The sequence below is a fragment of the Desertivirga xinjiangensis genome, assembly GCF_024436435.1.
Classification (GTDB): Bacteria; Bacteroidota; Bacteroidia; order Sphingobacteriales; family Sphingobacteriaceae; genus Desertivirga; species Desertivirga xinjiangensis.
On the sequence record NZ_JAFMZP010000001.1, the window covers coordinates 280,794 to 304,706 of the forward strand.

20 protein-coding genes are annotated in these 23,913 nt (G+C 43.6%); 17 read left to right on the plus strand and 3 right to left on the minus strand.

What is annotated here, in order from left to right; genetic code table 11:
• Positions 1-20: 20 nt before the first annotated feature.
• Complete coding sequence (locus J3P37_RS01245; protein WP_256009169.1) at positions 21-248, minus strand: hypothetical protein; 228 nt, start codon at positions 246-248, stop codon at positions 21-23.
• Positions 249-374: 126 nt separating this feature from the next.
• On the opposite strand from J3P37_RS01245, the gene gap reads away from it, so the two are divergent.
• The 17 genes from gap to J3P37_RS01330 all read left to right on the plus strand — a co-directional run bounded on the left by gap (position 375) and on the right by J3P37_RS01330 (position 20,730).
• Positions 375-1,373, plus strand: coding sequence for a type I glyceraldehyde-3-phosphate dehydrogenase (gene gap, locus J3P37_RS01250; RefSeq protein WP_256009170.1), 999 nt, complete (start codon positions 375-377; stop codon positions 1,371-1,373).
• Positions 1,374-1,533: 160 nt separating this feature from the next.
• The gene (locus J3P37_RS01255; protein WP_256009171.1) at positions 1,534-2,724 is read left to right on the plus strand and encodes a phosphoglycerate kinase; all 1,191 of its coding nucleotides are present in this window, start codon (positions 1,534-1,536) and stop codon (positions 2,722-2,724) included.
• Between the two features lie 179 nt (positions 2,725-2,903).
• Positions 2,904-3,368, plus strand: a complete 465-nt coding sequence (gene mraZ, locus J3P37_RS01260; protein WP_256009172.1) for a division/cell wall cluster transcriptional repressor MraZ — start codon at positions 2,904-2,906, stop codon at positions 3,366-3,368.
• The gene (rsmH, locus tag J3P37_RS01265) at positions 3,358-4,263 is read left to right on the plus strand and encodes a 16S rRNA (cytosine(1402)-N(4))-methyltransferase RsmH (RefSeq protein ID WP_256009881.1); all 906 of its coding nucleotides are present in this window, start codon (positions 3,358-3,360) and stop codon (positions 4,261-4,263) included. The genes mraZ and rsmH overlap by 11 nt, the downstream gene beginning before the upstream one ends.
• Before the next feature lie 53 nt (positions 4,264-4,316).
• Positions 4,317-4,718: an FtsL-like putative cell division protein gene (locus tag J3P37_RS01270; protein ID WP_256009173.1), complete on the plus strand. Its 402-nt coding sequence runs from the start codon at positions 4,317-4,319 to the stop codon at positions 4,716-4,718.
• 28 nt (positions 4,719-4,746) lie between these two features.
• Positions 4,747-6,867, plus strand: coding sequence for a PASTA domain-containing penicillin-binding protein (locus J3P37_RS01275; RefSeq protein WP_256009174.1), 2,121 nt, complete (start codon positions 4,747-4,749; stop codon positions 6,865-6,867).
• Positions 6,868-8,331: a UDP-N-acetylmuramoyl-L-alanyl-D-glutamate--2,6-diaminopimelate ligase gene (locus J3P37_RS01280; RefSeq protein ID WP_256009175.1), complete on the plus strand. Its 1,464-nt coding sequence runs from the start codon at positions 6,868-6,870 to the stop codon at positions 8,329-8,331. It abuts the gene before it with no gap.
• Positions 8,332-8,378: 47 nt separating this feature from the next.
• The gene (gene mraY, locus J3P37_RS01285; protein WP_256009176.1) at positions 8,379-9,620 is read left to right on the plus strand and encodes a phospho-N-acetylmuramoyl-pentapeptide-transferase; all 1,242 of its coding nucleotides are present in this window, start codon (positions 8,379-8,381) and stop codon (positions 9,618-9,620) included.
• Positions 9,621-9,631: 11 nt separating this feature from the next.
• Positions 9,632-11,023, plus strand: a complete 1,392-nt coding sequence (gene murD / locus J3P37_RS01290; RefSeq protein WP_256009177.1) for a UDP-N-acetylmuramoyl-L-alanine--D-glutamate ligase — start codon at positions 9,632-9,634, stop codon at positions 11,021-11,023.
• A gap of 40 nt (positions 11,024-11,063) precedes the next feature.
• A complete protein-coding gene (locus tag J3P37_RS01295) occupies positions 11,064-12,242 on the plus strand; it encodes an FtsW/RodA/SpoVE family cell cycle protein (protein ID WP_256009178.1) in 1,179 nt (392 codons plus the stop codon).
• A gap of 36 nt (positions 12,243-12,278) precedes the next feature.
• Positions 12,279-13,388, plus strand: coding sequence for an undecaprenyldiphospho-muramoylpentapeptide beta-N-acetylglucosaminyltransferase (gene murG, locus J3P37_RS01300; RefSeq protein ID WP_256009179.1), 1,110 nt, complete (start codon positions 12,279-12,281; stop codon positions 13,386-13,388).
• Between the two features lie 61 nt (positions 13,389-13,449).
• A complete protein-coding gene (murC, locus tag J3P37_RS01305; RefSeq protein ID WP_256009180.1) occupies positions 13,450-14,808 on the plus strand; it encodes a UDP-N-acetylmuramate--L-alanine ligase in 1,359 nt (452 codons plus the stop codon).
• Entirely contained in the window at positions 14,801-15,676 is an 876-nt protein-coding gene (locus tag J3P37_RS01310; protein WP_256009181.1) for a cell division protein FtsQ/DivIB, read from the plus strand. Before murC ends, J3P37_RS01310 begins: the two co-directional genes overlap by 8 nt.
• Before the next feature lie 4 nt (positions 15,677-15,680).
• Positions 15,681-17,030 (plus strand): cell division protein FtsA, encoded by a 1,350-nt coding sequence (ftsA, locus tag J3P37_RS01315; protein WP_256009182.1) that lies wholly within the window; start codon positions 15,681-15,683, stop codon positions 17,028-17,030.
• Positions 17,031-17,155: 125 nt separating this feature from the next.
• Positions 17,156-18,817: a cell division protein FtsZ gene (gene ftsZ / locus J3P37_RS01320; protein WP_256009183.1), complete on the plus strand. Its 1,662-nt coding sequence runs from the start codon at positions 17,156-17,158 to the stop codon at positions 18,815-18,817.
• A 192-nt stretch (positions 18,818-19,009) separates the two neighbouring features.
• Positions 19,010-20,251, plus strand: coding sequence for an aminotransferase class I/II-fold pyridoxal phosphate-dependent enzyme (locus tag J3P37_RS01325; protein ID WP_256009184.1), 1,242 nt, complete (start codon positions 19,010-19,012; stop codon positions 20,249-20,251).
• Positions 20,252-20,535: 284 nt separating this feature from the next.
• A complete protein-coding gene (locus J3P37_RS01330; RefSeq protein ID WP_256009185.1) occupies positions 20,536-20,730 on the plus strand; it encodes a BF3379 family histone-like protein in 195 nt (64 codons plus the stop codon).
• A gap of 87 nt (positions 20,731-20,817) precedes the next feature.
• Here J3P37_RS01330 and dapA read toward each other — a convergent pair whose 3' ends face one another.
• Together dapA and ligA are read right to left on the minus strand one after the other, a co-directional pair.
• Entirely contained in the window at positions 20,818-21,690 is an 873-nt protein-coding gene (gene dapA / locus J3P37_RS01335) for a 4-hydroxy-tetrahydrodipicolinate synthase (protein WP_256009186.1), read from the minus strand.
• A 160-nt stretch (positions 21,691-21,850) separates the two neighbouring features.
• Positions 21,851-23,863 (minus strand): NAD-dependent DNA ligase LigA, encoded by a 2,013-nt coding sequence (ligA, locus tag J3P37_RS01340; RefSeq protein WP_256009187.1) that lies wholly within the window; start codon positions 23,861-23,863, stop codon positions 21,851-21,853.
• Positions 23,864-23,913 lie beyond the last annotated feature (50 nt).

Below are 23,913 nucleotides of genomic sequence, written 5' to 3' on the forward strand. Positions count from 1 at the left end.
GTACCTGCATAACATGTCGTTTAAAAAAAATGTTCTTCAATTTTGCTGCAAATTTCTTTCAGATCTGGTTCGCTGAAGGTTTGTCCGTCGATAACCTTCCAGTTTTCTGAATCGGTATACCGGATTTTCGATATTTCCTCACCGTTTGCTACAAGATGAAAAATGCTGGTATCTATAGAGTCGTCTGGAATTATTAGAATCGTCACCTCTCTGTTTTCAATAATTGCGTTAACTGAAAAACTTTCCATATGCCCGGCAGAATTGTTTAATGATTAAATGCTCAATTGGTTACAATGTTTGTAATTTTTTCATTGTGCGCAGACCCGGCATATTTTACCTTCAGAAGATTTAAAATTGCCTTAATTTGCAGAATCATGAGAGTAGCAATAAACGGTTTTGGAAGGATCGGCCGCACGGTTCTGAGAACCATCCTTGCCAAAGGAGAGATAGATATAGCAGCAATAAATGATTTAGCTGATCCCGGGACTCTTGCCCACCTGGTAAAATACGATACCGTTCACCGCGGCTTTGATGGAACGGTAAGTGCGGAGGAGAATGTGATTGTTATTAATGGCAATCGTATCCCCGCGTACAAAGAGTCTGATCCGGGTATTCTACCCTGGGCTGATCTGAACATTGATCTGGTGATCGAATCGACCGGTAAGTTTACCAGTTATGATAAAGCTGCACTTCATCTTAAAGCCGGGGCAAAACAAGTGATAATTTCTGCACCGCCTTCAGCAAAGGATGTTCCTACAATAGTATTAGGCGTAAACGATCATGAAACTGATCTTCGATCGCCGGTATTGTCCAACGCATCCTGCACCACCAATAATATAGCACCTATGATTAAAGTGCTTGAAGACAACTGGGGTATTGTTAACGGGTATATTACGACAGTGCATTCTATGACGGGTGACCAAAATCTCCACGACGCACCTCATAAAGATCTTCGCAGAGCCAGGGCTGCCTCAGCTTCGATCATTCCGACAAGCACCGGGGCGGCAAAAGCTATTACCAATATATTTCCTCACCTGGAGGGAAAATTAGGTGGCGCGGGCATCCGCGTGCCTGTTCTAAACGGGTCCCTGACCGATTTTACCTGCATCCTGAAAAAGCAGCCGGCTGTTGAAGAGATCAATGCAGCTTTCAAAGAAGCGGCAGATGGATTCCTGAAAGGCATTATGTATTATACTTCGGATCCTATTGTGTCGGTGGATATCCTCGGCAATCCGCATTCCTGCGTCTTTGATTCCCAATTAACTTCGGTTGTGGGCGGATTGACGAAAGTTGTGGGCTGGTATGATAACGAGTTCGGCTACTCCAGCCGTCTTGCGGATCTGATAGAAAGGATACAAAAACAGTGTAACTAGTGATGCAGGTCATCTCCTAATTAAGCTTAGTGTGCTGAATACACTTTTATTTTAATTCTAAATCATGTAGTTTTACCCCACGTGAGGCCGGCATGTATCAGGGCAGATAACGGAAAATCTTTTCCCACAGGCTTCTAACAAAAAATATAAAAATAATCAGATGAAAACAATAGACAATCTTAGCTTTTCAGGTAAAAAAGCACTTATCCGTGTAGATTTTAATGTTCCATTAGACAATGATTTCAAAATTACCGATGATAACCGTATTCAGGGCGCATTGCCGACCATCACAAAAATATTAAACGATGGTGGGACGGTAATATTAATGTCGCACCTGGGCAGACCTAAAGAAGGACCTGCTGAAAAGTACTCACTTAAACATTTAGTTGCCCATTTATCGTCTGTACTTGGCAGGGAGGTGCAGTTTGCTGACGATTGTATCGGACAACAGGCAACTGAAAAGGCTGCAGCGCTGAAAGATGGTGAAGTGCTGCTTTTAGAGAACCTTCGTTTTTATAAAGAAGAAGAAAAAGGTGATGAAGCTTTTGCAGAAAAATTAAGTAAGCTTGGGGATGTTTATGTGAACGACGCGTTTGGAACAGCTCACCGTGCTCATGCTTCTACTGCTGTTATTGCGAAATTCTTCCCTGATGCCAAATATTTCGGTTATTTGATGGCAGGAGAGCTGGCTAATGCTGAGAAGGTTTTGAATAATGCGGAAAAGCCTTTCACTGCCATTATGGGTGGTGCTAAAGTTTCTGACAAGATCCTGCTGATTGAGAAGCTTCTTGAAAAAGTAGATAACTTGCTGATCGGCGGCGGTATGGCTTATACCTTCGCAAAAGCCCAGGGTGGTAATATTGGAAAATCATTGGTTGAAGAGGATAAACTGGAGCTTGCTTTAAGTCTGATCGAAAAAGCAAAGGGCAAGGGTGTAAATCTGATCCTGCCGCTGGATTCGGTTATTGCAGACAATTTCGCTGCTGACGCCAATACGGATGTGGCAAAGAATGATAATATAAAAGAGGGCTGGATGGGCTTAGATATCGGTCCGGAGTCGGTTGAGCAATATAAAGAAGTGGTAGCTTCTTCTAAAACTATTTTATGGAACGGCCCAATGGGTGTTTTTGAAATGGAAAAGTTTGAAGCCGGAACCAAAGCTGTTGCAGAAGCTGTGGTTGAAGCAACTAAGAATGGTGCATTTTCTCTGATAGGCGGTGGCGACTCTGCAGCAGCTGTTGCGAAGTTTGGCTTTGAAGAGGAAGTGAGTTATGTATCTACCGGCGGTGGTGCGCTGTTAGAATATATGGAAGGTAAAGTTTTGCCAGGTGTAAAGGCGATCAACGAATAAGAGAATCCGGATTTTGGAGCCCGGCCCTAAGACAGGTGCCGGGCTTTTTTGTTTTAGGACAGCCTAAAAAATCATCATAAAAGAAAAAAAAATTCTTGTTGAAAACTTTTTGTGGGTTAAAGTGGTAAAAAGTGGTAAAAGCTTTTTACTTTTACTCTACTTAAAAGTGTAAAACCCGGATGTCTCATTTTTTAGGAGAATTTGAATGTAAACTTGATGCTAAGGGCAGACTTATGGTGCCCTCAGGTTTGCGTAAGCAAATGCCTGAAGCTGAGAAGGATGGGTTGGTTGTGAATCGTGGGTTTGAGAAGCATTTGGTGGTGTATAGCCGTAAGGAGTGGGATAAGATTATGGAGGATTTAAGTAAACTTAATCAGTACGAAAAAAGGACCAGAGAGTTCATTCGCTACTTCACACGGGGGGCTACCGAGCTAACACTCGATGCTTCCGGTCGTGTTTTGTTTCCTAAATCACTCCTGGATTATGCCGGAATAGGTGCTGATGTGGTGCTGTCGTCCCAATTTAATAAAATAGAAGTATGGGCCAAAGATGCCTATGACTCGCAGATGGATAACGAACCTGAAAACTTTGCTAACCTGGCTGAAGAAGTGATGGGTGGCTTGGGAAGGAGGCTTGATGACTAAGTATCATGTGCCGGTGATGCTGCGGGAATGTATCGAAGCGCTCGATATAAAAAAGGACGGCATATACGTAGATGTGACTTTTGGTGGGGGCGGGCATTCGAAAGAAATATTAAAACATCTTGGTGAAAATGGACGACTAGTTGCATTTGACCAGGATGTTGATGCACAGGTAAATGTGCCAGACGATGATCGGTTAACCTTTGTTGATCAAAACTTCCGCTTTTTAAAAAACTACTGCCGCTTGTATGGCGCTCTGCCGGTTGATGGTATTCTGGCTGATCTGGGTGTTTCATCTCATCAGTTTGATCAGCCAGAGCGGGGGTTTTCTACTCGTTTTGATGCAGACCTGGATATGCGGATGGATCAGAGCGGAACTTTAACTGCAAAAGAGATCATCAATTCGTATCAGGAGGATGACCTGCACAGGATCTTTGGGATGTATGGTGAGATTCAGAATGCTAAATCTTTGGCAAGGGTGATTGTTACTGCCAGGTTAAATGGCGCTATTAATACTATTGCGGAACTAAAAGCCGCTATCGGCAGGCTTATTCCGAAAGGTAAGGAAAATAAATATCTCGCACAGGTCTTCCAGGCATTACGTATTGAAGTAAATCAGGAGCTGGTAGCCCTGCAGGAGTTTTTGCTGCAGGCTACGGAGGTGTTGAAGCCGGGAGGGCGTTTAGTGGTGATGTCTTACCACTCTTTGGAAGACAGGCTGGTTAAAAATTTCATAGCCAAGGGGAAATTTAAAGGAGAAGTTGAAAAAGACTTTTTTGGAAATGAGATAAAACCCCTGGAGCCGGTATCGCGAAAAGCGGTGACTGCTTCCGATGAAGAAATTGCAGAAAATAACCGGGCTAGAAGTGCAAAGTTAAGGATTGCTGTGAAGGTGTGATTGTGGGTGTATTATATTATACAGGTTTATTGAACTTTTAATTTTAATTCTCCATGACTAATCGTTTACGAACTGACATTGCAGAGGAGCCGGAGCAGGAAGTGGCTGAAGGAAAAAAAGAGGAAAAAGCTGAGCTGCCGAAAAATTTCTTTACCAGCCTTCTGACAGAAGGGGTGATATCAAAAGAAGCGGCAACTGAAATGATGCCTTTTATAATATTCATCAGCATGCTGGGTATGGTTTACATTGCAAACAGGCATTTTGCTGAAAAGAACATAAGAGGTATCGATAAGCTGAGTAAAGAAGTGAAGGAGCTTAGCTGGGACTATAAAACTCTTAAAGCTGATCTGATGCTTAAAAGCACCCAGACAGAAGTGGCCAGGCAGGTGGATACCCTCGGACTAAAGGAGCCGGTTGATCCGCCGAAAAAGATTGTTGTAACAGTAGAAGAATAAAAGTTTTCATCCCAAAGGGATTATAAAAATGAATATCAGAACAGATATATTGCTGCGTGTATACATTGCTTTCGGGCTGATCGTATTGCTTGCGTTTGCAGTATTGTTCAAATTGTTTCACCTCCAGATTGCTGAAGGTGAAAAGTGGAGGGCAATGGCAGACAGCTTATCGACGAAATATATTGATGTAGAAGCGGTAAGGGGAAATATTTATTCGGTTGATGGAAGCCTTCTGGCAACTTCGGTTCCGGAGTACGAATTGCGGATGGACATGCTGGCGGGAGGAATTGAAAAGGACGAGATATTTTATGAAAAAGTAGATTCTCTTGCTGAGAAGCTTTCCTCTTATTTCGGTGATAAGAGTCGTCGTGAATATTCTAAAATGCTGCGTGAAGCTCGGCGGGAAGGGGCACGGTACCTCCTTATTAAAAGGGATGTAACTCACCAGGAACTTAATGTTGTTCGTAAGTTTCCGATCTTCAAGCTGGGTCGTTACAAAGGCGGCTTGATAGCCATACAGCAAAATAAAAGAATTTTACCCTTCAGAACCCTGGCGAAAAGAACTATTGGCTATAAGAATGAGAATGTTCAGCCTGTAGGTCTGGAAGGAGCTTATGCCAGTTATATTGATGGAGAAAGCGGCAGAAGGCTGGTGCAGCGTATTTCGGGCGGTGTTTGGATGCCGGTGAATAAAGATATTGAGATCGCGCCAAAAGATGGTGCCGACATCATTTCGACTATCGATATCAACATGCAGGATGTGGCGCAGAACGCGTTGCGTAAGCAGTTGATAAAAAGCGATGCCGATCATGGCTGCGTGCTGCTTATGGAGGTTGCCACGGGGGAGATCAGGGCCATAGCCAATTTTACGAAAGTAGAAGAAGGACGGTATGAGGAGAAGTTTAACTATGCTATCGCTCAGAGTGCCGAACCTGGGTCAACATTTAAATTAGCTTCTTATCTGGCCCTGCTGGAAGACGGCAAAGTAGATACAAACACCTTAGTTGACTGCGAGAACGGCTTCTTTAAGGTCTATAATAAAAAACGCCTGGTGAAGACGGTCCGTGATTCGCATGAGGGATTAAAGGTCATTACCGTAAAAAAGGCGTTCCAGGAGTCGTCGAATGCTGCGATAGCTAAGCTGGTTTACCAGCATTACCTGTCGGACGGTAAGCAGTTCACCGATCATTTGTACGACCTGCATTTGCATGAAAAGGCCGGATTGCAGATCCCCGGCGAAGGAGCACCGTTAATTAAAACACCAGAGAGCAGTTATTGGTACAAAGGTTTAAGTCTTGCGCAGATGGCGTATGGGTATGAGATGAAGATGACGCCCTTGCAAATGCTGACGTTCTATAATGCTGTAGCAAACAACGGGAAGATGGTTGCGCCTCAGTTTGTGCGGGAGATCAGAAGATTAGGAAGTACCATAGAACAGTTCAGTCCCCGGGTGATAGAAAACAAGATTTGCTCGGATGCTACTTTAGGGAAACTTCAGGATATGCTTTTAGGAGTGGTAGAAGAGGGAACAGGAAAAGATATTATTAAAAACCCATCGTATAAGATTGCAGGAAAAACAGGTACTGCCCAGGTGGCTGACGGCTCCCGCGGGTACAGGGGAAAACGCTCATATCAGGCGTCTTTCTGCGGTTATTTTCCGGCTGATAAACCGAAGTATTCGATGATCGTGGTACTGACGAATCCAAAGGGAGTATATTATGCTGCTTTGGTTGCCGGTCCGGTTTTCAGGGAAGTGGCAGACAAGATATACTCTAACGATGTGGAGATGTATAATCCTGTTCAGCAGCTAAAATATGTGGGCAACACAAAAATGCCGGAATCGAAGGCTGGAGATAAACAATCTACCCTGAAGGTATATAAAGCATTGGGTGTAAAGACATACCTGGCAGGAAACAGTGATTTTGTGAATATGGTTGACACTAATAAAGGTATTAATGTGAAGGAGGTAAAGGCGACGACAAAGACAGTGCCTGATGTAACCGGAATGGGACTTAAGGATGCAGTTTTTTTACTTTCGAACGCAGGCCTGAAGCCTGTTGTAAAAGGTAGCGGCAGGGTGATAAAACAATCTGTAGAACCGGGAGTATTTGCGCGTAGAGGATACCCTGTTACTATTGAATTAAACTAAATGAAGAAGTTAAGCGAACTACTAAACGGAGTGGATGTTCTTGACCAAAAAGGCTCAGGAGTTGAGGATATATCGACTATTTGCTTCGATTCGCGTTTAGCTATAAAAGATTCCCTGTTTGTGGCTGTTCGCGGCACTCAGACCGACGGCCATGAGTACATCAGTAAAGCTGAGTCGCTTGGCGCCCGTGTCATTATATGCGAATCCCTGCCTGATGTATTAAGCGAAAATGTGTTATATATACAATGCGCTGAATCTGCTAAGGCTTTAGGTATTATCGCTTCGAACTTTTATAATAATCCTTCGGATAAGTTAAAGCTGGTGGGTATTACCGGGACCAATGGAAAGACCACCGTTGCGACCCTTCTTTATAAATTGTTTGAGGACCTGGGATATAAAACGGGCTTGATATCGACCGTAGAGAATCATATTCATACAAGCGTGGTGGCATCAACACATACTACTCCTGATCCGATAGCCTTAAATAAGTTATTAGATGATATGGTAGCTGTGGGCTGTGACTATTGCTTCATGGAGGTTAGTTCGCATGCTGTGGCTCAATACCGGATAGCTGGTTTGAATTTTGCAGGAGGGGTATTTACCAATCTCAGCCACGATCATCTTGATTTTCATAAAACCTTTGATTCTTATCTGAAAGCCAAAAAGGCCTTCTTTGATGGCTTAAGCAAGTCTGCCTTTTCGTTGAGCAATGGAGACGACAAGAATGGCCGGGTAATGTTGCAAAACACCAAAGCCAGTAAAAAATTCTACAGTCTCAAAAGTCTCGCTGATTTTAAGGCAAAGATAATAGAGAATCAGTTCGGCGGATTGCTCTTGAATATAGATGGCCAGGAAGTATGGTTTAAGCTTGTTGGTCAGTTCAATGCTTATAATTTACTGGCTGTTTATGGTACCGCTGTATTGTTAGAGCAGGACAGTACCAAAGTATTAACTCTTCTGAGCCGTCTTAGCGGTGCAGAGGGAAGATTCGACTATGTAAGTTCAGCAAATGGGATAATTGGCATAGTGGATTATGCCCATACGCCTGATGCTGTGCAGAATGTTCTGAACACGATTCATGACATTCGCAAGGGCAGGGAGAAGGTGATCACCATTTTAGGATGCGGAGGAGACAGGGATAAAGCAAAACGGCCGGTGATGGCGCAGGTAGCGAGCGAATGGAGCGATAAAGTGATACTGACCTCTGATAATCCCCGGTCTGAAGACCCTGAACAGATTGTTAAGGAGATGGAAGCAGGCCTTTTATTAAAAAACCGGAAAAAGACGCTGGTGATCCTCGACAGGAAAGAGGCCATACGGACTGCCTGCCACCTGGCGAACCCCGGAGATATTATTCTCCTGGCCGGAAAAGGACATGAGAAATACCAGGAAATTAAAGGGACCAAATATCCTTTTGATGACAAGCAAATATTGACAAGCAGTTTGGAGGAAGCCGGAAAATGATCAAAGGCAAACCCATAATAGAAATTGAAATTCGTAAATAAAGCAAAATGCTATATTATTTATTCACTTGGTTAGACAGAGAATATGATATTCCAGGCGCGGGAGTGTTTCAGTACATTTCTTTCCGTGCTTCTATGTCTATTATTTTCTCTCTTTTATTTACCACTATCTATGGTAATCGTCTGATCAGGATCCTTCGCGCAAAGCAGGTTGGAGAAACTGTCAGGAACCTGGGCCTGGAAGGTCAGATGCAGAAACAGGGTACTCCTACAATGGGTGGGATAATTATCCTTCTGGGGATCCTGGTGCCAACGTTCTTGTTTGCAAAGCTGGAGAATATATACATCATCCTGATGGTCGTAACCACGCTATGGATGGGGATCATTGGATTTGTTGATGATTATATAAAGGTTTTTAAGAGGGACAAAGAGGGGCTTGCCGGCCGTTTTAAGATAATGGGCCAGGTTGGACTTGCACTAATTGTCGGATGGACGATGTACTTTCATCCGGATATCGTAGTGAGGCAACAGGTTACCCTGCCGACTACCAACGTTTCTCCGCTAGAAGTGCATCAGAGAGGGAATGAGTACTACTACACCCAGAACTTAAAATCGACAAAAACAAACATCCCTTTTTATAAGAACAATGAATTTGATTACGCCAAGTTCCTTAACTTTTTGGGTCCCGGATATGAGAAATATACGCTTGTAGTTTTTCTTTTATTTGTGATCGTAATTATTACGGCGGTATCCAATGGAGCCAATATAACGGATGGGATTGATGGCCTGGCGACTGGAACATCGGCTGTCATAGCGATCACTCTTGCTATACTGGCCTATGTATCAGGTAATACCATAACGGCGAATTACCTGAACATCATGTATATTCCGAACTCGGGTGAACTGGTAATATTTGCAGCTGCCTTTGTTGGAGCATGTGTTGGTTTCTTATGGTATAATTCATACCCGGCGCAGGTGTTTATGGGTGATACAGGAAGTCTCGCTATCGGAGGGATAATCGCTGCTTTTGCTATTATGATCAGGAAAGAGATGCTTATTCCTATTCTCTGCGGTATCTTCCTGGTAGAGAACTTGTCAGTGATCATGCAGGTTTCCTATTTTAAGTATACGAGGAAGAAATTTGGTGAAGGACGCAGGATTTTCCTGATGTCGCCTCTTCATCATCACTACCAGAAAAGAGGTTATCACGAAGCTAAAATTGTAACCCGCTTTTGGATCATCGGGATCATCCTGGCGGTGCTCACAATTGTAACACTTAAACTTCGCTAAGGTATTTCGATATGGATGATAACAGATACATAGACGAAAGGCAAGCTTCCACTGCAGACAATTCGGGGAAGCTTTTAGTGATTTTGGGTGCCGGAGAGAGTGGAACGGGTGCAGCTATCCTTGCACAAAAGGAGGGGTACGAGGTTTATGTATCGGATCTTGGGCCGATAGCAGATCATTATAAGAAAGAGTTAAGCGACCTGTCCATAGCGTTCGAGGAAAATCATCATTCGGAAGAAAGGATACTGAAAGCGGTGGAGATCATAAAAAGCCCGGGAATCCCGGATAAGGCTCCGCTTATTAAAAAGATAAAAGAAAGCGGTATCCCGGTTATTTCGGAAATTGAGTTCGCCGGCAGATACACTGACGCAAAAAAGATATGCATCACGGGTTCGAACGGAAAATCGACCACAACGATGCTTACCTACCATATGCTTAAAAAGGCAGGACTGAACACAGGCCTGGCCGGCAATATAGGTAAAAGCTTTGCCCGGCAGGTAGCTTATGAAAGCTTCGACTATTATGTGTTGGAGATCAGTAGCTTCATGCTTGACGATATGTATGATTTTAAGGCAGACATAGCGGTGCTGTTAAATATAACTCCTGATCATCTGGACCGCTACGAGTATAAGATGGAGAATTATGTGAACTCAAAGTTCCGCATCATTCAAAATCAAACGAAGGATGATTATTTTATTTACTGTGCGGATGATGAAGAGACCTTACGCGGGCTTCAGCAACATGCTGTAGTTGCGCGGGTGCTTCCATTTTCAATACAAACAGAATTGCCCGAAGGCGCTTATGTTTCAAACAACCAAATTAATATAAACCTGTACAATCAAGACTCATTTAATATGTCTATCACCGATTTAGCTTTACAAGGAAAACACAACACTTACAATTCAATGGCCTCTGGTATTGTAGGTAAAGTACTTGAGCTTCGTAACGAAATTATCCGCGAAAGCATGGGTGATTTTAAGAACATTGAACACAGGCTCGAACATGCCGGACGTATTTCGGGAATTGACTTTATCAATGATTCAAAGGCCACGAATGTTAATTCTACCTGGTATGCCCTGGAAAGCATGAATACGGATGTGGTGCTGATCCTGGGGGGAGTAGACAAGGGTAATGATTACGGGATGCTGAAAGATCTTGTAAAAAGCAAAGTGAAGGCAATAGTTTGTTTGGGTAAAGACAATAAACGTATCCATGATGCCTTCGAGGACGATGTGGAAGTAATTGTTAATACCTTCTCTGCTGCTGAAGCTGTACAGATAGCTTATCATTTGGCGAAAAAGGGTGATACGGTTTTATTGTCGCCTGCCTGTGCAAGTTTTGACCTCTTCAAAAATTACGAAGACAGGGGAAATCAGTTTAAAGATGCAATTCGGGAACTGTAATATCACATAATTATAAATAATTATCATCAATCATACTGTAATGATGAATCTTATACTAAGTAAAACAAAAGGTGATCGCTGGATATGGCTGATTGTGATACTGCTTTCGGTATGGTCATTATTAGCGGTATACAGTGCCACAGGAACGCTTGCTTATAAAAAAGGAATGGGCACAGAAGCGTTCTTAATGAAGCATCTGATCTTTATTGTTGGTGGAATCGCGCTGATGTACTTTTCGCACCTGCTGGATTACAGGTACTATGCAGGGATCTCCAAGATCCTCATGGTAATTACTATCCCTTTATTGTTTTATACATTGGTATTTGGAAATACGGTGAATGATGCCAGTCGCTGGGTAACCATCCCAATCATCAATCAGACCTTCCAAACGTCGGACATGGCCAAGCTGGCCCTGATCACTTTTCTTGCCAGGACACTGACAAGGAAGCAGGAGAATATTAAAGATGTGAAAAGCGCATTCCTTCCGATCATGGGCTCAGTATGCGCAGTGTTTATACTTATTGCCCTGGCAAATTTATCAACAGCTTTAATGCTGTTCGGGGTTAGTATTTTGTTGCTGATCATAGGCCGGATCAGTATCAAGCAAATTTCATTGGTGTGCCTGGGCGGTTTGATCTTGCTGACAGGGGTTGTGTTTCTTGGTCCGAGGCGGGCGACTTATATTTCGCGTATAGACACCTACCTGCATCCGGAAAAAGCGGATCCGGATAAAGCGTTCCAGTCGAATCAATCGAAGATTGCCATAGCAACAGGTGGTGTTTTTGGAAAAGGTCCCGGGAACAGTACCCAAAGGAATTTCTTGCCCCATCCATACTCAGATTTTGTATTTGCTCTTATTATCGAAGAGTACGGCCTGGTGGGAGGGGTTGGGTTAGTACTGCTCTACCTGGTCTTCTTATACCGGTGCATACTTATTGTGACGGCTAGTCCCAAGGCTTTTGGGGCATTGCTCGCCGCAGGTTTGAGTTTCACGCTGACCATTCAGGCTTTCGCTAATATGGCTGTGGCCGTGGGTTTGGGGCCGGTGACGGGAGTTCCGCTTCCATTAGTCAGTATGGGTGGAACGTCTATTTTGTTCACCAGTGTAGCGTTTGGGATCATACTTAGCGTTAGTCGTGATGTGGAAGAAAAGAGCATGGAAAGAGATACAAAAAATACGAAAGAGGCGAAAGTAATTATAGGAGAAATTGAAGAATAGCTAAACTTTTAAAGTTTTTGACTGAATAAAATATAAATGTCTAAAAGGATCATTATAAGCGGAGGCGGAACAGGAGGTCATATCTTCCCGGCAGTTGCAATTGCAAATGCCCTGAAGCGTATAGACCCTGACATTGCCATACTTTTCGTTGGAGCCAACGGAAGGATGGAAATGGAAAAGGTTCCTGCAGCGGGCTATGAGATCATCGGCTTAGACATACAGGGCTTTCAGCGAAGATCGCTGTGGAAGAATCTGCTTCTGCCTCTAAAAATTTTGAAGAGTGTACTGAAGGCGCGGTCTATCATCAAAGAGTTTAAGCCTGATGCAGCTGTTGGTGTTGGCGGTTATGCATCTGGTCCCCTTTTATACGCAGCAGGGCAGTTAAAGATCCCTTACCTGATACAGGAGCAAAACTCTTATGCTGGTATCACCAATAAGCGACTAGGCGGGAAAGCCGAAAAGATTTGTGTGGCGTTTGAAGGGATGGACAAGTTTTTCCCGGCTTCGAAAGTAATGCTGACCGGCAACCCGATAAGGAAAACTTCAGTCGACATTGCTGGTAAACGGGAAGAAGCACTGGCTTTCTTCGGGCTGTCGCCGGCAAAAAAAACGATCCTGGTAACAGGGGGCAGTCTCGGCGCCGGTACCTTAAATAAAAGTATGGCTGCAGGCCTGCAAAAGCTTCTGGCTGCTGATGTGCAGCTGATCTGGCAAACAGGGAAATACTACTATCAGTCTGTTGTGGAGCAGGTGGGAGCCAGGCCGGATGAACGGATCTGTATCCTTGAGTTTCTTAACCGGATGGACTTTGCCTATGCTGCTGCCGACCTGATCATTTCGCGCGCCGGAGCAGGAACGATCGCTGAACTCTGTGTGATCAGGAAGCCTGTGATCCTTGTTCCTTCGCCTAATGTGGCTGAAGATCATCAGACGAAAAATGCCATTGCCCTGGTAAAGAACAACGCGGCAATACTGGTTGGCGATACGGTGGCTGAAAACGAGTTGACTGACATCGCTCTGAACCTTCTAGTGAACGAAGAAAAATGCGCTGATCTGAGTGAGAAGATCGGTCTGCTGGCTTTACCTGATGCAGATGAAGTCATCGCAAATGAAGTATTAAAAATGACAGAAAGGAGAAAGGTATAAGGTAAATTCAGAAGGTGTTTATAAGCACACTTTCGGCTTGAAACTTTCACCTAAAAATAAAATGGAATTAAGCACAATTAAACAAGTTTATCTGGTAGGCATTGGCGGAATCGGCATGAGCGGACTGGCACGTTATTTCCAAAAAAGGGGATGCGAAGTTTGTGGCTACGACCGTACGCGTACAGCCCTGACCGATGCGCTTGAAGCTGAGGGGATAGCTATCACATTTACAGATTCGGCAGAGGAAATTCCTGTTCGTTTCAGGGAAAAAGATCCTTCTCTATTAGTGATCTATACACCCGCAATTCCGCGTGACTCCGCTATTTTAAATTATTTCGCAGATAAGGGCTTTGAACTGAAAAAGCGTTCGGAGGTGCTGGGTATCATCAGTAAAGGAATGTTTACGATTGCTGTGGCGGGAACGCATGGCAAAACTACCACTTCCACGATAGTTGCTCACATTTTGAAGCATAGTAAATTTGATTGTACTGCCTTTCTTGGAGGTATTGCGTCGAACTATAATTCTAATATTCTGTTTGGGGACAATGATGTGATGGTAGTTGAAGCGGATGAGTATGATCGTTCTTTTCTTCGCTTACACCCTGATATTGCCATAATCACCTCTATGGATGCTGATCATCTGGATATTTACGGCGATGATGAACATGTGAAAGAGTCCTTCCGTTTATTCGCAGCACAGCTGAAAAAGGGGGGGCGGCTTATTCATAAACAAGGCTTGCCACTGGAATCTGGGGATTTTAAATATTCGGCGGGTCAGACTGCCGAAGTGCAGGCTACCAATGTTCAGATTAAAGAAGGTACTTTCTTTTTCGATTTTGTAAATGCAGAACATCATATCCAGGATATTGAGTTTGGCTTGCCTGGTTTGCATAATATAGAAAATGCTACGGCAGCAATTCAGGCTGCATTGCTGCTGGATATTGACCCGGAAAAGATTAAGGCAGCCCTGAAGGATTTCCGCGGAGTTAAGAGGCGGTTTGAATACATTTTGAAAACAGGGAATACCGTTTTTATTGATGATTACGCTCATCATCCGGAGGAACTGCGTGCCTGTATTGCAGGGGTGAGACGCTTATATCCTGATAAGAAATTGACCGTGCTATTTCAGCCTCATTTGTACAGCCGTACCCGTGATTTTGCTGAAGGTTTTGCGGAGGTATTGGATACGGCTGACCACCTGATCCTGCTGGATATTTATCCGGCCAGGGAGCTGCCTATACCAGGTGTAAGTTCTGAGATTATCTCGGGCAAAATGATCCTGGACAACAAAGAGATCTGTGGAAAAGACGAAGCGCTGGAAATTGTAAAAAATAGTAAACCTGAACTTCTGCTAACAGTAGGTGCGGGAGATATAGATACGTTAATACGGCCTTTAAAAGAAATACTGGAGAATGTTTAAACGGATAAACTGGACAAGGGTATTTTATTTGTTTGCCTGGCTAATAAGTCTGGGTGGACTAATAGTGCTCATGAGTTTTATCGGTGTTAAGAAAGACGAGGCAAAGTGCAATGATATCAAGGTGATCATTCCGGGTATCGAAAGCTTTATTGACCGCGACGAAGTTGATGCAATTATCACCAAAACTGCTGGTTCCTTGATTGGGAGGAAGTTGAATGCGGTGGATATACACAAGCTGGAAAATGCGCTGAAGGCCAACCCGTATATACAGTCGGCCAAGGTTTATGCAGACATGAACGGAGTGATAAATATCCGTGTAGAACAACGGGAACCGGTTCTCCGGATATTAAATGTAGCCGGAATGGACTTTTATGTTGACCGTGCAGGATTGAAGATGCCTGTGTCAGCCAATTTTACACCTCATGTGTTAGTCGCTAATGGCTTTATACTGGAGGGTTTTACAGGAAAAGTTGATACGCTGCAAACCAGGCTGGCAAAGGGCTTATATCAAACTGCGCTTTTCATAAAAAAGGATACTTTGTGGAATGAGCAGATAGAGCAGCTTTTTGTAAATGATTACAGAGAGATAGAATTGATCCCACGGGTGGGCAATCATAAGGTTGTCCTGGGATCGGCTGATTCTCTTGAAACTAAGTTTAAAAATTTACTTGTGTTTTATAAGAAAGCGATGCCGCATGTAGGCTGGGATGCTTATAAAACGATAAATATAAAATACACCAACCAGATTGTCTGTGTTAAAAGCGCCGTTGACAGTGCCTTAGTGGTCAGGGCTCCGCAAGCTAAAAAACCAGCAGCAGATACGGTGGAAATAATAGATCAGGATACTTTAACAACAGCAACGCATTAAATATATGGAAAAAGGTACTTCTACATCAACTAAAAGTTCTCCTATTGTAGTAGGCTTAGACATAGGGACAACGAAGATTTGTGTAATAGTTGGCCGAAGAAGCGGTCACGGAAAAATAGAAATACTGGGTATTGGGAAGGCAGAATCGGCTGGTGTAACCCGTGGTGTTGTATCTAATATTCAAAAGACGGTTCAGGGGATTCTTCTTGCTGTCGAGGAAGCCAGTTCTCAATCGAACGTAGATGTTAAGATTGTGAACGTTGGTATCGCCGGACAACATATCAAAAGCCTGCAGCATCGTGGTATTTTTACCAGGAAAGATCTGAATAATGAGATCCAGCGCAAAGACATAGAAAAGCTGATCGAAGACATGTACAAGCTGGTGATGCCGCCGGGAGAGGAGATCATTCATGTGCTTCCGCAAGAATTCACCGTCGACAATGAGCCGGGGATCAAAGACCCGATCGGAATGGCAGGTGTAAGGCTTGAAGCTAATTTCCATATCATTTCCGGACATGTTAGTGCTGTTAAAAACATTCTGAAGTGCGTGGCTAATGCCGGACTGGAGACCCAGGAGCTGATCCTAGAACCTTTGGCATCTTCAGAATCAGTTCTGAGTGATGAAGAAAAAGAGGCTGGTGTTGTTTTGGTTGACATAGGTGGTGGTACCACCGACCTGGCAATTTTCCATGAGGGTATCATCAGGCATACTGCAGTGATTCCATTTGGAGGAAACAGCATAACCGAAGATATACGTGAAGGTTGTGCCGTTATGCGTAACCAGGCCGAATTGTTAAAAACCAGGTTTGGTTCTGCTCTGGCTGATGAAAATAAGGAGAACGAAATTATCTGTGTTCCCGGATTGCGTGGCCGTGAGCCGAAAGAGATCTCTGTTAAAAATCTGGCGTATGTAATTCAGGCGAGAATGGAAGAGATCCTGGAGCACGTTTATTACGAAATTAAATCATCCGGATACGAAAAGCGTCTTATTGCCGGTATCGTAATCACCGGTGGTGGTGCACAGCTTAAACATTTATCGCAGTTGGTTGAATATGTAACGGGACTTGATTGCCGTGTGGGGTATCCGAATGAGCATCTTGCAAAAAATGAGGTACTTCCGAAGAATATCTATGACGACTTGAAAAGTCCCCTGTTTGCTACAGGTATAGGATTGCTGATTAAAGGTATTCAAAAAGCAGAGGAACTTGCTGAATCGACCAGGAAGCCAGGAGTTGTGTCGGAAAAGCCACAGCCGGAAAAAGGTAAAAAGTCATTTGGTCTGTTTGATAAACTCCTCCAGACAGGGGCGAAGTTTATAAAAGACGATATCAAGGATGAAGACTATATTAAATAATTTTCCACATCGCGGGAGTTTTCCACATAGTCAACAGTTGTGGAAAACGTTTGTGTAAAAATATTTATTATTACAATTAGGAATTAGGATAAGAATAAGAATCTACAAAACTGATTAACAACGATATGCAGTTTGAAATGTTAAAAGAAAAATCATCGATCATCAAAGTAATTGGTGTTGGTGGCGGTGGTGGCAATGCTGTTAACCACATGTACAGGCAAGGGATTACAGGTGTTGACTTCATCATTTGTAATACCGATGCGCAAGCTTTGGAGCTGAGCCCTATTCCTAACAAAGTTCAGTTGGGCGCCAGTCTGACGGAAGGTATGGGTGCGGGCTCGATACCTGAAGTTGGTAAAAATTCTGCTATTGAGAATATAGAAGATATAAAACGTATGCTTGGCAGCAACACTAAGATGTTGTTTATCACAGCAGGTATGGGTGGTGGCACCGGAACCGGAGCCAGTCCGATCATAGCAAAAGCTGCCAAGGAACTCGATATTTTAACGGTAGGCATTATCACGACGCCTTTTTCTTTTGAAGGAAAGCGCCGTAAGCTGCAGGCGGAAGAAGGTTTGGAGGAGTTTAAAAAATACGTAGACTCTTACCTTGTAATTTCAAATGACCGTTTGAGGGAAATTTTTGGTAATCTCACCTTAAGCGCAGCATTTGCTGAAGCTGATAATATCTTAACTACAGCTGCCAAGGGAATTGCCGAAATAATCACTATTCCGGGATATATAAACGTCGACTTCAAAGACGTTCGTACGGTTATGCATAATAGCGGCGTTGCTATCATGGGTAGTTGTGCTGCTGAGGGAGAAAACCGTGCACATCGTGCAGTAGAAGGCGCTTTGGCTTCTCCACTGTTAAAAGACAATGAGATTGAAGGTGCCAGGTACATCCTCTTAAATATCAGCTCAGGCTCTAAAGAGGTTTCCATGGATGAAGTAAGTATTATTACCGACTACATCCAGGAGGAAGCAGGTTTGTCGGCAGATCTGATCTGGGGTAACTGTGTGGATGAAACATTGGGAGACAAAATACTGGTTACAATTATTGCTACAGGTTTCCAAACCAAGGAAGAACGCGAAGTAGAAAAGAGCCAGCAAAAGAAGGTATCATTGTTAACACCTGAGAACGCTCCGCTGGTGAGACCAGTGAATGTTAATTCCTTCATTGAGCAGGCTCCGCAACCGGCTGTTAAACCTGAAACTGTAAATCCGGCCTCTGCCGACTTGCAATCTGATCTTTTCGGAGGCTTTTTTGCACAGAAACCTGTTGAAGAAAGAAGACCTGTACCTGCAGAGCCTAAAATAGTTCGCCACACGCTTCATGAAGAGGAACCGGCTGCAAAGTCTGTGGAGCCATCTCCTTTTGAGTTTGGATTAAAGGTTGCTGATTCTGAGTTTCATTTCAATAATACATCTGAAGAAGTAAGCACTCCTGAACCAGTTAAGGCGCCTGAGGTTCCGGTTCAGCCTGTTGCGCAAACTCAGCCGGAAGTTTATAATCCAGATGAGCATAAAACGGATGAATCTATTGAGGAACAACTTCGGAAGTCACGTGAGCGTATCCTCAGGTTAAAGGATCTGAGCATGAAGCTCCGCACAGCTAATGGATTACAGGAGCTGGAAAGTGAGCCAGCGTACAAACGTAAACAGATGGCGCTTCAACAAGTACCACATTCTTCAGAATCACAGGTATCGAGGTTTACCCTTTCTAATGAAGACGGAGGAACGGAGATCAGACCTAATAATTCATTTCTGCACGATAACGTAGATTAAAATAAACAAAAAGCCTTTATTTCCGGATAAAGGCTTTTTTATTTAGGGCTTATTTTACCCTTGCGCCTGCAAGTTTAATAGCCTGGTATTTGTCGGCTGAAAACCATTGATATTCATTTTAATTGTTTATAAGCCATTAAACCTTAACTTTGTAGCTTTATCTGAATAGTAATTTTAAATTATATTAACACATTGGACTTATTTGATAAAATATCTAAAAACATGGGGCCGCTTGGCCAGCATCAGAAAATGGCGCATGGGTATTTCGCATTTCCAAAACTGGAAGGTGAGATAGCTCCTCATATGAAGTTCCGGGGTAAAGAACATCTGGTCTGGAGTCTGAACAATTATCTGGGACTTGCAAATCATCCGGAAGTGCGCGAGGCCGATGCACAGGGCGCTGCTGAATATGGACTGGCTTACCCTATGGGTGCAAGGATGATGTCGGGTAACTCGAACCATCATGAAGCTCTTGAGAAAGACCTGGCTGAGTTTGCAGGGTTTCAGGATGCATTCCTGCTGAACTACGGTTATCAGGGGATGGTATCGATCATTGACACGCTGGTAGACCGGAACGATGTAATTGTTTATGATGCCGAATCGCATGCGTGCATCATCGATGGCGTGCGTTTGCATATGGGTAAGCGCTATGTTTATCAGCATAACGATATTGAAAGTTTCAGAAAACAATTGGAAAGAGCTACCAGGCTTACCGAAACAACAGGCGGAGGTATTCTTGTGATCACTGAAGGTGTGTTTGGAATGTCAGGAGCGCAGGGCAAGCTTAAAGAAATCGTTGACCTGAAAAAAGAATTTAATTTCCGCTTGCTGATTGACGATGCTCATGGTTTCGGTACTATGGGAAAAACGGGCGCAGGTACTCATGAAGCGCAGGAGTGTATGGATGGTATCGATGTGTACTTTGGTACTTTCGCAAAATCCATGGCAGGTATTGGTGCTTTCGTAGCATCATCCGAAGATATCGTTAATTATCTGAGGTATAATATGCGTTCGCAGACCTTCGCCAAAGCACTTCCCATGCCAATGGTTATAGGATTACGTAAAAGGCTTGAATTGCTTCGTACAAAACCGGAACTGCGGGAAAAGCTATGGCAGATTGCTACAGCCCTTCAAAACGGCTTGCGGGAGCGTGGTTTCGACTTGGGTGTAACGAATACCATGGTAACACCAGTGTTTTTGAAAGGCGAGCTATCAGAGGCTACTGCGATCACCATGGATCTGCGTGAAAATTACGGTATCTTTTGCTCTATTGTAGCTTATCCGGTGATCCCGAAAGGCTTGCTAGAGTTACGGATCATTCCTACTGCGGCGCACTCACTTGAAGATGTACAGCGTACACTGGATGCGTTTTCAGAAGTATACGAAAAGCTTCAGCAAGGTGTCTACAAAGAGAACAAGCCTGTTCAGGTTTAACAGCTTATTAACAAGCGGGGGGCTTCAAAAGACCAGTATACTTAACGAAAAAGCACTTCACCTGAAGTGCTTTTTTGCTGTAAACAGGCGTGTATAAATGTGTAAAAAAAATCACTAAAGTCAATAGTGTCAGTTTTTTAAGTGTAAATCCCTGCGATGTGGAAAAAAAAGCGATTCTTTGCGCAGATATATTTTCCAAAATATTTTTTTTTATGAAAAAAGGATTTACATTCGCTTAGCTTATTAAAATATTTAACTTATTAAAAACTAAACTAAGCATTACAATGGCAAAATTTGAAAGATTTTCTGAGCTTAAGGATCTAATCTCAGGCTTAGAGGCTGACGCAGACAAGTTCTATAACAAAGGAAATAGCGCTGCAGGCACACGGGTAAGAAAAGGATTACAGGATGTTAAAAACCTGGCTCAGTCGATCCGTTTAGAAATTCAGGAATCAAAAAACGCAACTGCTGCAAAGTAGTTCGTTTCCTGCAATAGAAAAACCCGTATGATATTATCGTACGGGTTTTTGTTTAAACAATGTTATAGATGTTCTGTCCGTATATCCTTAATCTGGGTATATTTCTTTAATTTTGTCGGCTACCGCCTGGCTTACACCAACAAGAGGCAACCTCAGTTCGTCGCCGCAAATTTTGATCTGTTTCAAGGCTGCCTTCACACCTGCCGGATTTCCTTCAACAAACATCAGGTTTGTAAAGTCAATCAATCTATAATGCAGGGATTGTGCTTCTTTAAATCTTCCTTCCAGACAAAGGCGAACCATGTCAGAAAACTGCCGGGGGATAGCATTCGCTACTACGGAGATGATCCCACAGCCACCCATGGCGATCATCGGCAGAGTAACACCGTCGTCTCCCGAGATGAATAAAAAATCGTCCGGTTTATCTTTTAGTATCTGATTGAACAGGTCAAAGTTTCCTGATGCTTCTTTGATACCTATGATGTTCTTACAATCGTGAGCCAGGCGCAGGGTAGTTTCAGCAGAAACGGTGCTGGCAGTTCTGCCCGGTACATTATACAGGATAACCGGCAAATGGGATTCTTCGGCTATAGCCTTATAATGCTGGTAAATGCCCTCTTGCACAGGCTTGTTGTAATAAGGACTCACGGAAAGTATGGCATCGTATCCGGGGATTTGAAACTCTTTCACTTTGGCACATATCTCTCTTGTATCGTTACCTCCGATGCCCGCAACCAAAGGAACCCGGCCATTCACTTTTTCAGTGGTAAATTCCCATATGGCCTTCTTTTCGTCTTCCGACAGCGTTGCTGTTTCTCCGGTTGTACCCAGCGAAACCAGGTATTCAACACCTCCTTCAATAAGATGATCAATAAGACTTTCCAATCCCTTGAAATCAACTTCCCTGTCTGAATTGAAAGGAGTAACCATAGCTACCCCTGTTCCGTAAAATTTGTTCATTTATATGAATAAGTAATGGATCAAATGATTTGATCCTTAAATAGTATCGTTCCTTGCTCGCCTGAATTAATCTGCTAATTTAACACCCGTATTTCACAAATTAAAAGAATGATTTTGATTCTATCGTTTTTTTCATTCTGTATACGGTGTTGTTCTGTGTTTATGCAAGCATATTGAGCAGATCCTTGTCCGAAATGATGGGGATATTTAGTTTGGTAGCTTTCTCCAGTTTTGATGGCCCCATATTGTCGCCGGCAACCAGGTAGTTGAGTTTTCCGGAAATGCTGCTTAGTATTTTTCCTCCGTTTGATTCAATGATGTTAGCCAGTTCATCCCTGCTAAGGTCTTCAAAGACACCGGAAATGACAAAGGTCTTGCCTGATAGTTTGTCGCTGGCCAGTGCAAGTTCTCTTTCTTCTGCTACAAACTGCAGACCTGCAAGACGCAGTTTTTCAATTTGCTCGAGGTGTCTTGGCTCCTCAAAGTAGTCGATAAGGCTTTCAGCAATCCTTCCTCCAATTTCGTCCACAGAAATCAGCTCATCGTAAGATGCATTGATCAGGCTGTCAATATTTTTAAAGTAGGCGGCGACTTTCCGTGCAACTGTTTCCCCAACATACCGAATCCCTAAGCCGAAAAGTACTTTTTCAAAGGGCATCTGCTTTGATCGTTCAATTCCATCAAGCATATTGCTGATCGACTTCTGACCGAAGCGCTCCATTTGATTCAGTTCGTCTGCTTTCTCGTATAGCGTGTACAGGTCGCTGATATGTTCTACTAGACCTTTGCGATAAAGCGCTTCTATGGTTTCATCTCCAAGTCCGTCAATGTTCATGGCTTTACGGCTGATGAAATGCTGTATTTTGCCGACGATCTGCGGTGGGCAGCCTTCATCGTTAGGACAATAGTGTACAGCCTCACCCTCTTTACGCAAGAGGTTACTTCCGCATTCAGGACAGACGGTTGGGTAGATTACCTTTTCTGCATTCGGCGTTCGTTTAAGGGTATTGACCGAAATGACCTTGGGAATGATCTCTCCGCCTTTTTCAACAAAAACGGAGTCTCCCACATGTAGCCCAAGACGTTCGATCTCGTTAGCATTATGAAGAGTAGCCCTCTTCACCGTGGTGCCCGCGAGTAGGACAGGTTTAAGGTTGGCAACAGGAGTAACGGCACCAGTGCGCCCAACCTGGTAACTTACATTTTGAAGTACTGTTTCGACTTCCTCGGCTTTATATTTGTAGGAAATAGCCCAGCGGGGAGATTTAGCGGTAAATCCAAGCTCATGCTGCTGCGCATAATTGTTCACCTTAAGTACTATGCCATCGATATCGTAACTCAGATTGAAGCGATTTTCGCCCCAGTAATGGATAAAGGCTATAGCATCATCAATGCTTGCGCATAATTTGTTATGTTCGCAAACATGAAAACCCCAGTCAGCCACCGCCTGCAGGCTTTCCCAATGGGTTTTAAACAGGGGTTTGTCGGTATAAAGGAAATAAAGAAAGCAATCGAGGGGGCGTTTTGCTACTTCGCCCGAGTCTTGTAGTTTAACTGTTCCGGCAGCAAAATTCCTTGGATTCGCATAAGGAACTTCACCTTTTTCAATCCTGTCATTGTTGAGCCGGTCGAACGCTGCACGGTGCATGAAAACCTCTCCTCTGATCTCAAAAGATTCCGGGAAACCGGTGCTCCTGAGATTTTTAGGTATACGGTTAATCGTTTTTATGTTCGAGGTAACGTCGTCACCGCGGGTGCCGTCGCCGCGGGTAACAGCTCTTGCCAGCTTTCCGTTTTCATACGTGAGGCTCATGGACAGGCCATCGAACTTTAATTCGCATACATACTGGAAGTCGTTGCCAATAGCTTTGCGGATCCGTTCGTCAAAGTCCCTGAGGTCCTGTTCGCTATAGGTATTGCCCAGGGAGAGCATTGGCCAGCGATGCTTCACCGTTTGAAACTCTTTGGTAATATCTCCGCCAACTTTCTGCGTAGGTGAGTCGCTATCCTGGAGATCAGGATATTGGGTTTCAAGATCAGCTAATTCCTTCAGTTTTTGATCAAATTCAAAATCAGAGATGCTTGGTTGTGCCAAAACATAGTAGTTGTAATTGTGCTGATTAAGTTCTTTCACCAGCGCATCCATCCGTTGTTTAATATCAGAAAGCGACATGGGAACGAAGATAAGAATTTGGTTTTATTGCGCGATAAAAATGAGGGCGG

Excerpts from the sequence above, each read along its gene's own strand:
- J3P37_RS01245 (WP_256009169.1), bottom strand. The coding sequence starts at position 248 with ATGGAAAGTTTTTCAGTTAACGCAATTATTGAAAACAGAGAGGTGACG.
- gap (WP_256009170.1), top strand. The coding sequence starts at position 375 with ATGAGAGTAGCAATAAACGGTTTTGGAAGGATCGGCCGCACGGTTCTG.
- J3P37_RS01255 (WP_256009171.1), top strand. The coding sequence starts at position 1,534 with ATGAAAACAATAGACAATCTTAGCTTTTCAGGTAAAAAAGCACTTATC.
- mraZ (WP_256009172.1), top strand. The coding sequence starts at position 2,904 with ATGTCTCATTTTTTAGGAGAATTTGAATGTAAACTTGATGCTAAGGGC.
- J3P37_RS01270 (WP_256009173.1), top strand. The coding sequence starts at position 4,317 with ATGACTAATCGTTTACGAACTGACATTGCAGAGGAGCCGGAGCAGGAA.
- J3P37_RS01275 (WP_256009174.1), top strand. The coding sequence starts at position 4,747 with ATGAATATCAGAACAGATATATTGCTGCGTGTATACATTGCTTTCGGG.
- J3P37_RS01280 (WP_256009175.1), top strand. The coding sequence starts at position 6,868 with ATGAAGAAGTTAAGCGAACTACTAAACGGAGTGGATGTTCTTGACCAA.
- mraY (WP_256009176.1), top strand. The coding sequence starts at position 8,379 with ATGCTATATTATTTATTCACTTGGTTAGACAGAGAATATGATATTCCA.
- murD (WP_256009177.1), top strand. The coding sequence starts at position 9,632 with ATGGATGATAACAGATACATAGACGAAAGGCAAGCTTCCACTGCAGAC.
- J3P37_RS01295 (WP_256009178.1), top strand. The coding sequence starts at position 11,064 with ATGATGAATCTTATACTAAGTAAAACAAAAGGTGATCGCTGGATATGG.
- murG (WP_256009179.1), top strand. The coding sequence starts at position 12,279 with ATGTCTAAAAGGATCATTATAAGCGGAGGCGGAACAGGAGGTCATATC.
- murC (WP_256009180.1), top strand. The coding sequence starts at position 13,450 with ATGGAATTAAGCACAATTAAACAAGTTTATCTGGTAGGCATTGGCGGA.
- J3P37_RS01310 (WP_256009181.1), top strand. The coding sequence starts at position 14,801 with ATGTTTAAACGGATAAACTGGACAAGGGTATTTTATTTGTTTGCCTGG.
- ftsA (WP_256009182.1), top strand. The coding sequence starts at position 15,681 with ATGGAAAAAGGTACTTCTACATCAACTAAAAGTTCTCCTATTGTAGTA.
- ftsZ (WP_256009183.1), top strand. The coding sequence starts at position 17,156 with ATGCAGTTTGAAATGTTAAAAGAAAAATCATCGATCATCAAAGTAATT.
- J3P37_RS01330 (WP_256009185.1), top strand. The coding sequence starts at position 20,536 with ATGGCAAAATTTGAAAGATTTTCTGAGCTTAAGGATCTAATCTCAGGC.
- dapA (WP_256009186.1), bottom strand. The coding sequence starts at position 21,690 with ATGAACAAATTTTACGGAACAGGGGTAGCTATGGTTACTCCTTTCAAT.
- ligA (WP_256009187.1), bottom strand. The coding sequence starts at position 23,863 with ATGTCGCTTTCTGATATTAAACAACGGATGGATGCGCTGGTGAAAGAA.